The sequence below is a fragment of the Apilactobacillus sp. genome (assembly GCF_025290035.1).
Lineage (GTDB): Bacteria > Bacillota > Bacilli > Lactobacillales > Lactobacillaceae > Apilactobacillus.
Genome location: NZ_JAMBKT010000005.1, coordinates 44,217 through 53,392 on the forward strand (window position 1 = coordinate 44,217; position 9,176 = coordinate 53,392).

Consider the following 9,176-nt stretch of genomic DNA (forward strand, 5'->3'; position numbering starts at 1 on the left):
AGTGTTTTTTATGAAAAAGACAGGACTATTTTTATTAGGATTAACCACTGGTGCAGCCGCTGCTGCATACTTCGCTTACCGTAAGATGGATGATGAAAAAACCAAAGAATTAGTAGATAAAACTGTTAAAACAGCTAACGATCTAAAAGATAGAGCATTAGATTATGCTTTCTATGCTTTAGATTCAGTTGACGATGTTAAAGAATCATTACAATACAAGACATCAGATGCTACTTCAAAAATTAAAGATGCTGCTGGTAAAGTTAATGACAACGTAGTTAACAAAGCTCAATACTATTATGATGAAGGTAGCACACAATTTCATAAAGCTGCTGATAGTTTAAGAAACCAAGTTCGTAAAGCTAACGATTCTGAAGATGACGTAGTAATTGAACCAGATTTCTTAAAACATTCAGAAGACGAAAAATAAATAGAAATTAAAAAAAGCCTAGATTTTATCTAGGTTTTTTTATTGTTTTATAAGTTAGTAGTCTTGTTAATTTCTCATATTTCTGATATATTTGTAAACATATTGAAAGCGCTATGAAAACATATTCGGCGAGCTTAAAGAGGAGTTTGAGGGATGGACAAGCAAAATGTGACAATTTATGATGTTGCAAGAGAAGCTGGTGTTTCCATGGCTACGGTTTCCAGAGTTTTGAACGGTAACAGTAACGTAAGACAAACCACTAAAGAAAAGGTTTTGCAGGTTATAGATAATCTGGACTATCGCCCTAATGCTGTAGCAAGGGGACTTGCAAGCAAGAAAACTACAACAGTAGGTGTAATCATTCCAGATGTTACGGATGGTTACTTTTCTTCTTTAGCTAGGGGAATTGATGATATTGCAACTATGTACAATTACAATATTATTTTAGCCAATTCGGATGACAATCCGGGAAAAGAAGCATCGGTTCTTAATACATTATTAGGCAAACAAGTTGATGGAATCATTTTCATGGGTAATGAAATCGATGATCACTTAAGAGATGAATTTAAGAGATCTGATTGCCCAATTGTTTTAGCCGGTTCAGTTGATGTTAATAATTCAGTGCCAAGTGTCAATATTGATTATGTTGATGCTGTAATGAATGAGACTAACAGATTAATACAACATGGTAATAAAAAAATTGCGTTTGTATCAGGACCACTAAAACAAGCAATTAATAAGGACTATCGTCTAAAAGGATATAAGGAATCATTAATGAATAACAATATTACATTTAGTGATGATTTAGTCTTTGAAACCAATAGTACTTATGAAGATGGCTATAATCTAGCTGATGAAGTAATTGAAAAGAATATTACTGCTGCGGTTGTAACTAATGATGAATTAGCAGCAGGGTTATTGAATGCTATGACTGATAGAGGAGTAGTTGTTCCTGATGACTTTGAAATCTTTACTAGCAATAACACTAAGTTAGCTAAGATGTTAAGACCACAATTATCATCGATAACACAGCCACTATACGATATTGGTGCTGTCGCAATGAGACTATTGACTAAAATTATGAATCAAGAAAAAATTGATGATAAGTATGTAGTTTTAGGATACGAAATTGAAGAAAGACAATCTACTAAATAGCGGTTGTTGTAAACTTGATTAATTATATCCTGATTGATATAATTGATATGTTTGTAAACTATAGAAAACAATAGATATTTGAGAGGAGTGCTGTGATTATGTCAGGACATTCAAAATGGCATAACATTCAAGGACGTAAGGGTGCCCAAGATAAGAAACGTGGTAAGATTTTCCAAAAATTATCTCGTGATTTATACCAAGCTGCAAAAGCTGGTGGCCCAGAACCAGATGGTAACCCACAATTACGTCTTGTGATTGATAAAGCTCATGCTGCCAACATGCCTAAGGATAACATTCAACGTGCTATCGATAAGGCTTCTGGTCAAGGTGGAGCAAACTACGAAGAAATTACTTACGAAGGATATGGACCTGCTGGTACAGCAATCATGGTTTCTTGTTTAACTGATAACAAAAACCGTACTGCTGCTGCCGTTCGTTCAGCATTCAGTCACCATGGTGGTTCTCTAGGTTCAAACGGTTCAGTTTCATACATGTTTGATCGTAAAGGATACATCGTTATCTTACGTGACGGTTTAGACGTTGACGAAGATAGTATGCTAATGGATGTTTTAGATGCTGGTGGAGAAGACATGAGAGCTGATGAAGATCAATTTGAAATCTTTACTCAACCATCTGACTTAACTTCTGTAAGAGATGCACTTCAAGATAAATATGATTTAGATACTGCTGAAGTTACAATGTTCCCTCAAAACAAGACAGCTGTACCAAGTGACAAAGTATCACAATACACTGGCTTAATTGATGAACTTGATGAAAACGATGACGTTCAAGACGTTTACGAAGCAGCTGAATTACCAGAATCTGCTGAATAATTATTAAAGATGCACATTTATGTGCATCTTTTTTTTATAAAAAAATAAAACCTCCTTTCTACGAATATAAGAATGGAGGTTTTTTTGATGGACATACAATTATATTTTAAGAAGTTAATATCGACTTCATGTGATAAAAGAATTGAAGATATATTTATCCTGCCTGAGGAGAATAAATATGTGTTAAAGGCCAAAAATGGATATGGAATTATATTTCAAGAAACACTAAAAACTGATATCGCACTAAAGTTAATTAACTATTGTAAGTATATAAGTGGAATGAGTTTGAGTGAAAAAAGGCGTCCTCAAGTGGGATCAATTAGTGACCAATTAGATTTTTTCTTACGGATTTCTACTGTGGGAAATTTTCAAAATGAAGAATCAATGGTGATTAGAATTATCTATGCGCTTGATAATAAGCAGATAACATATAAAGATGACGATATTTTACATCAAATCATAAAAAACACTGATGAATCAGGTCTGATAATTTTTGCTGGAAAAACAGGATCTGGTAAAACGACATCTGTTTATAAGATTGCGGATGAAATCGCTAAAAATAAGATGATTATGAGTATTGAAGATCCTGTTGAAATCAGAAATAAATCATTTTTACAGTTACAAGTGAATGATATTGCAGGGATGGACTATGATGAGTTGATTAAGGTTGGATTGAGACATAGACCAGATGTCTTTATCATCGGCGAAATTAGAGATGCTAAAACCGCCAATGCAGCAATTAGGGCCGCATTATCTGGTCATTTGGTACTGACAACAATTCATGCGAGAAGCTGCAAAGGGGTTATAAATAGATTAATCCAATTAGGATGTGAGTATTCTGATGTTAAGAGTAGTTTAAATACGATTGTATATCAGCGCATGTTATTAAATGATGATGGTGATTTAATGGCAGATTTAGAAATCATTAATAATGAAAACTAGTGATGGGAACGGGCGTCTAAAAATGAAAAAATTAAATTTAAAAAGGCAATATGTATTATTTAAGCTGATGAGTGATTTATTGAATGCTGGATATAATCTAAAACAAGTAATTCAATTTATCAAGGAGATGGATAATTGCGTAAAGGAATATGATTATATTGAGAATCAGCTACTTAGTGGAAAAAGTTTTAGTGATAGTGTTGATGGGTTAATCAATGCCGAATTTGTAAATCAAATTATGATTAGTGAACGTTATGGTAATTTAGCAAAATGCTTGTCTGAACTTAGTAAGTTTATTCAACGTAGAATACAGAACGAATCAAAAATTAAAGAGGTGCTATGTTATCCGATTGTTTTGATAATGATGTTGATATTTACGGTGTTTGCAATCAATGAATTGGTATTGCCGCAGTTAAACAACGTCAGTACCATTAATCAATATGACTTTAGTATGCTCTATGTTTTCGTTGGAATAGTTATTATTACGTTGTTAGGATTAGCATATTTTTATAATAAATTATCTATACTAGAAAAAAGAAATTATATTTGTAGAATTCCCTTTATAGGTAGGATTTATCAAAGCTATATTGCATATGTTTTATCAATGGAATTAAGCATGTTATTAAGTAGTGGAATGGAGCTCATTCAAGTAGTGCGAATATTAAAAACCTTAAAAAAAAATACACTATTGAATGTTTTAGGAATCGAATTATCCAAATGTGCAAAGGTTGGTGAAGAGGTTACTAAGTTGATCAATAAATATCGTTTTTTACCGTCAGAATACAATAGTTTCTTCACTAGTGGGAAAACTATTAATGATATACAAGATGAGCTGATTATTTTTTCGAAAATTAAATTTTCCGATATGAATAAACAGGTTAATCGTTTAATAAATATGATTCAGCCAATACTATTTTTAATAATTGGGGTATGTATTATCGTGGCATATCTATTAGTTTTGGCACCAATATATTCTTCATTGAAAGGAATTTAGAAATTGAAAAATAAAAAAGATGGATTCACCTTAATAGAAATGACAGTAGTTTTGTTTATTATTTCGTTATTAATATTAATCATTGTTCCCAATATTTCTGGACAAAAGAAACACGCTAATAAGATACACATACACGCAATGAGTACAATGATTCAAGGACAAGTAGATGCTTTATCTGACGAGTCAAACAATAAAAATATTGGATTTACGGATCTGGTTAGTAAAGGATATTTAACTGATAAACAAGTAAAACAAGCAGAATCGGATGGAATCAAGATTGAGAATAATAAAGTTATTGAAGATGAATAGGACTGGCTTTTCTACTTTTGAAATGATTGTTGTTTTGTTAATGGCCACTGTATTTTTTTCAATGACTTTATTTATGTTTAATTCACTAAAATACAATCATTCTCAAAACGATAAGGTGTTTTGGGAGTTGTTTAAATCGAATTGGGAGGCAACTATTGAATCATCGAAAGTTAATCATATCGATAGTAGCATTTATATTTCAAACCATCATGTAATTTTTCAAAATCACATTAAAGAAAGTTCAATCACAGTTCCCGACAATATGGTCACGCCAGCTGATTTTAATATTCAAATAAAAAGAAATGGTTATATTGCTCCTAAGACATATTATTGGTTGATTAAAAATCAAAATAAGAAGTATATTCAGAAAATACAAATGGGATGGGGCGTTTATAGATTATATGAAAGATAAGAGAAATGGTTTTTTAATGATAGATGCAATGATTGCGTTATTAATAATCTCGACAAGCATAATTGTTTTCTCAGACTTTAACGCAACGATGAATAAAAATTTAGATGAAAGAAAAAAAGTATTGATCAAAAAAAGGATTAGTTATGAAAAGCAAAAAGGCGTTTACGATGATTGAGAGTGTAATTAGTATATTTATTTTATCTTTGATTGCGGTGTTAGCTATATCAATTCATCCATTTATTGAAAAGTCACAATCAGATAGCAGGGAAAATGTTATAGATTATCAGCTATTTTTGAAGGAAATCGAGTCCGATAAGTTTAACTTTGTTTTGAAAGATGTTAGCAGTAGCGAAGTCTATCTTTATAGCAAAACAAATAAAAAAGAATACAAGCTAAAACAAAGTAAGCAGTCATTAATCTTATCTGGTGAAAAGAGTGGATATCTACCAATGTTAGATAAGATAAGAAGTGTATTCTTTTCGAAGAGCGGTCACCATTTCGCAATAAACGTAAGCTTTATTAATGGTGAACAATATACAAATGTGAGTGTAATAAAAAATGAGAAATAAAAAGGGTTCTGCAACGATGGTTGCCATATTAATTGCACTAATAATATCGTCAATCTTATTAGTTAAATATGAAAAATATAATACTGAAATTCAAACAATTAATAAAATTATCAAAAGTTATCCAAATACCTAATTTATCTTAAAGTAATTAGTGGTTTATCTTGAATTTTATGCTAAAAATCTGGTAATATGAAAGTTGTTATTAAGTGATAATACTTTTAGGGGAGTTGAGTGTGCTGACTGAGAGAGATACAGAAACTCTGTTTAAAGTTTTAAATTCTTCTACTGAACTTCTAAAAGATAAGTTAGGGATATCTTACCTAGATGCTTTCATCGAAACTGGAGATAACCTAATTAATAATGGTGAAGTGCATGTTGAAGAAGGTATGCCAGATAGTGACACTGTTTCTAAATTAGAGAAAATATATAGCGAAATAGATTATCATAAGCTTGATGCTGAAACTGTTAGAAAAGCTGTTCAAATTTGTATGATAAAAGCTACTAAAGAAGATGCTATTCAGGCTAACCATCAAATTACTCCAGATACCATAGCTTCAATTATGGGATATTTAGTAATTAGATTAGTAAAAGAAGATAAGCAATTACAAATATTAGACGTTTCTGTTGGGATGGGGAATCTATTATCTACAGTTGTTAATCAACTAAAAGATGCTATTAAGGAAGTTGATATACATACAGTTGGAATCGATAATGATGATTCAATGCTTGCTGTAGCAAGTATTAATTCTCAAATGCAACAAAATAGCGATAATAGTGAATTGATTTATCAAGATTCTGTTGCAAACATCCTAGTAGATGATGCAGATTTAGTTATTTCAGATTTACCAATTGGGTATTATCCAATCGATGAAAATACTGCTAATTACAAGACTAGATCTTCCGATGGACATTCATTTGCGCACCATCTATTAATTGAGCAAGGGATGAATCACATTAAACCCGGCGGATTTGGAGTGTTTTTAGTACCAAGTAATCTATTTGATACTACCGAATCAAAAGGTCTTTTAAAATGGATTCAAGATAATGCCTACTTACAAGCATTATTAAACCTTCCAAAAGAGATATTTAACAATGAAAATGCTCAAAAGGCCATCCTAATTTTACAAAAACATGGTGATAACGCTCATCAAGTTGAAAAAATTATGATTGGTGAATTTCCATCATTTAAACAACCTTCAGCATTCCAAAAGTTTTTAGCTGAAATCGTTGAATGGGAAGAAAAAGATTTATTAACAAATAAAGGTTAGGAGAACTATTATGGGAAAATCAATTGCAATTAACGCAGGAAGTTCCACATTAAAATTTAAATTATTTGAAATGCCATCAGAAAAACTAATTTCAAGCGGAGCTATTGATAGAATCGGTCTATCAAACTCTGATGTTGAAATCAAATATGGCGATGGTGAAAAGTTCCAAAAAACTATGGACGTTAATAATCACGAAGAAGCTATCAAACTTGTATTAGACAAGCTTCTAAGCCTAAGTATTATTGAAAACTATGACGAAATTACAGGTGTCGGTCACCGTGTTGTTGCTGGTGGAGAATACTTTACTGACTCAGTAATTATTGATGATGATGTTTTAAGCAAACTAGAAGAACTTTCAGAACTTGCTCCATTACATGAACCAGCTAACATTCTAGGAATCAAAGCATTTAAGAAGGTATTACCAGATGTAATTAGTGTTGCGGTTTTTGATACTTCTTTCCATACTTCAATGCCTGAAGAAAACTACATGTACGCTTTACCATACAAGTACTACACTGAACATAAAGCAAGAAAATACGGTGCACATGGTACCAGTTATAGATATGTTTCTGGTCGTGCAGCTGCAATGATGGGTAAACCACTTGAAGATTTAAAACTTGTTATTATGCATTTAGGTGCTGGTGCATCAATTTGTGCCGTAGATCATGGTAAGTCATTAGATACTTCAATGGGCTTCACTCCTTTAACTGGAATTATGATGGCTACTAGATCAGGAGATGTTGATCCTTCACTATTAGCTTACATCATGGAAAAAGAAGGAATCACAGATATTAATGAAATGATTAATATCTTAAACAAGCAATCAGGTTTAGTTGGTGTATCTGAAGTTTCAGCTGATATGAGAGATTTAGAAGCAGTTAAAGCAGATAACCATCAAGCTGAATTAGCTCGTAATATGTACATGAACAGAATTGTTAAATACGTTGGTCAATACGTTGCAGAAATGAACGGTGTTGATGGAGTTGTATTCACAGCTGGTGTTGGTGAAAATGATATTGGCATTAGAGAAGAAATTGCGGAAAAGCTAAGTTACTTTGGTGTTAAGGTTGATTCAGAAAAGAACCACATTCGCGCTGTTGAACGTGACATTAGTGCCGATGACGCTAAGATCAAGACTTTATTAATTCCAACTAACGAAGAATTAATGATTGTAAAAGATATCGAACGTCTAAAATAATTTAAAGAGGATGCTATTAATAGCATCCTCTTTTATTTTCATGGATTGATGAAAATAATTCAACTTAAAATATATAACATGAATAAATGTTGATACACCAATGTTTGTAATTATCATGAAAGCTTTGTCAGCAAGGGCAGAGATACTATTTAATAGCATTTTATGTAATAATTATTCTCATAGAACTTTAATAGGAGGGTGATGAAATGGAAGAATCACCGAAAACAGAAAACGTTGAATTATCTAGAGGATTAAAGAACCGCCACGTTCAATTAATTGCTCTAGGAGGAACAATTGGTACAGGATTGTTCTTAGGTGCTGGTGAATCAATTCAATTCGCTGGACCATCTATTATTTTGGCATACTTAATTGCTGGAATTGCCGGATTCTTTATTATGAGATCACTTGGTGAATTGCTATTATCTAACGTTAATTGTCATTCATACATTGAATTTATTGAAAAATATTTAGGCGAAAAGCTTGGATTTGTCGCTGGATGGACATATTGGGCTTGTTGGATAACAATTGCAATGGCTGAAATAACTGCTGCTAGTTTATATATTAAGTACTGGTTCCCAAGTATTCCACAATGGATTACAGGTTTAGTTATTATTATTATCTTGTTCTTATTGAATACAGTTAATGTTTCAGCATTTGGGGAAACTGAATTCTGGTTTGCATTAATAAAGGTAATTGCTATTTTAGCGCTAATTGCTACTGGTGTTGTATTGGTTATTATTAACTATAAAACACCCGTTGGACATGCTAGTTTAGGTAATCTATTTGGTCACAAAATGTTTGCTCACGGATTATCTGGTTTCTTTATGAGTTTCCAAATGGTTATTTTCAGTTTTGCTGGAATTGAAATGATTGGAATGACAGCTTCAGAAACACATAATCCACAAAAGGTTATTCCTAAGGCTATTAACGAAGTTCCATCAAGAATTTTAATTTTCTACATTGGATCATTAATTGCTTTAATGTGTATCTACCCATGGAACTTCATCAATGCTGACTCAAGTCCATTCGTACAAGTTTTCCAAAATATTGGAATTGGAGCTGCTGC

General features: G+C 32.1%; 11 protein-coding genes. All 11 read left to right on the forward strand.

Annotated elements, in window-relative coordinates; genetic code table 11:
• Nucleotides 1-10: 10 nt before the first annotated feature.
• Nucleotides 11-430, forward strand: coding sequence for a YtxH domain-containing protein (locus tag M3005_RS02885; protein WP_293793531.1), 420 nt, complete (start codon nucleotides 11-13; stop codon nucleotides 428-430).
• Nucleotides 431-583: 153 nt separating this feature from the next.
• Nucleotides 584-1,585 carry a catabolite control protein A gene (gene ccpA / locus M3005_RS02890; protein WP_293793532.1) on the forward strand — a complete coding sequence of 334 codons (1,002 nt, stop codon included), beginning with the start codon at nucleotides 584-586 and terminating at the stop codon, nucleotides 1,583-1,585.
• Between the two features lie 98 nt (nucleotides 1,586-1,683).
• Complete coding sequence (locus tag M3005_RS02895; RefSeq protein ID WP_053949891.1) at nucleotides 1,684-2,418, forward strand: YebC/PmpR family DNA-binding transcriptional regulator; 735 nt, start codon at nucleotides 1,684-1,686, stop codon at nucleotides 2,416-2,418.
• An 87-nt stretch (nucleotides 2,419-2,505) separates the two neighbouring features.
• Nucleotides 2,506-3,360 (forward strand): competence type IV pilus ATPase ComGA, encoded by an 855-nt coding sequence (gene comGA / locus M3005_RS02900; RefSeq protein WP_293793533.1) that lies wholly within the window; start codon nucleotides 2,506-2,508, stop codon nucleotides 3,358-3,360.
• Nucleotides 3,350-4,354, forward strand: coding sequence for a type II secretion system F family protein (locus M3005_RS02905; protein WP_293793534.1), 1,005 nt, complete (start codon nucleotides 3,350-3,352; stop codon nucleotides 4,352-4,354). The genes comGA and M3005_RS02905 overlap by 11 nt, the downstream gene beginning before the upstream one ends.
• 3 nt (nucleotides 4,355-4,357) lie before the next feature.
• Nucleotides 4,358-4,663 (forward strand): competence type IV pilus major pilin ComGC, encoded by a 306-nt coding sequence (comGC, locus tag M3005_RS02910; protein ID WP_293793536.1) that lies wholly within the window; start codon nucleotides 4,358-4,360, stop codon nucleotides 4,661-4,663.
• Nucleotides 4,664-5,064: 401 nt separating this feature from the next.
• Complete coding sequence (locus M3005_RS02915) at nucleotides 5,065-5,250, forward strand: hypothetical protein (RefSeq protein ID WP_293793538.1); 186 nt, start codon at nucleotides 5,065-5,067, stop codon at nucleotides 5,248-5,250.
• Nucleotides 5,243-5,644, forward strand: a complete 402-nt coding sequence (locus M3005_RS02920) for a ComGF family competence protein (protein ID WP_293793539.1) — start codon at nucleotides 5,243-5,245, stop codon at nucleotides 5,642-5,644. Before M3005_RS02915 ends, M3005_RS02920 begins: the two co-directional genes overlap by 8 nt.
• 233 nt (nucleotides 5,645-5,877) lie before the next feature.
• Entirely contained in the window at nucleotides 5,878-6,912 is a 1,035-nt protein-coding gene (locus M3005_RS02925) for a class I SAM-dependent methyltransferase (RefSeq protein WP_293793540.1), read from the forward strand.
• Between the two features lie 10 nt (nucleotides 6,913-6,922).
• A complete protein-coding gene (locus M3005_RS02930; RefSeq protein WP_293793541.1) occupies nucleotides 6,923-8,110 on the forward strand; it encodes an acetate/propionate family kinase in 1,188 nt (395 codons plus the stop codon).
• A gap of 206 nt (nucleotides 8,111-8,316) precedes the next feature.
• Nucleotides 8,317-9,176: amino acid permease (locus M3005_RS02935; protein WP_293793554.1), on the forward strand; the 860-nt coding region annotated here is incomplete at its 3' end.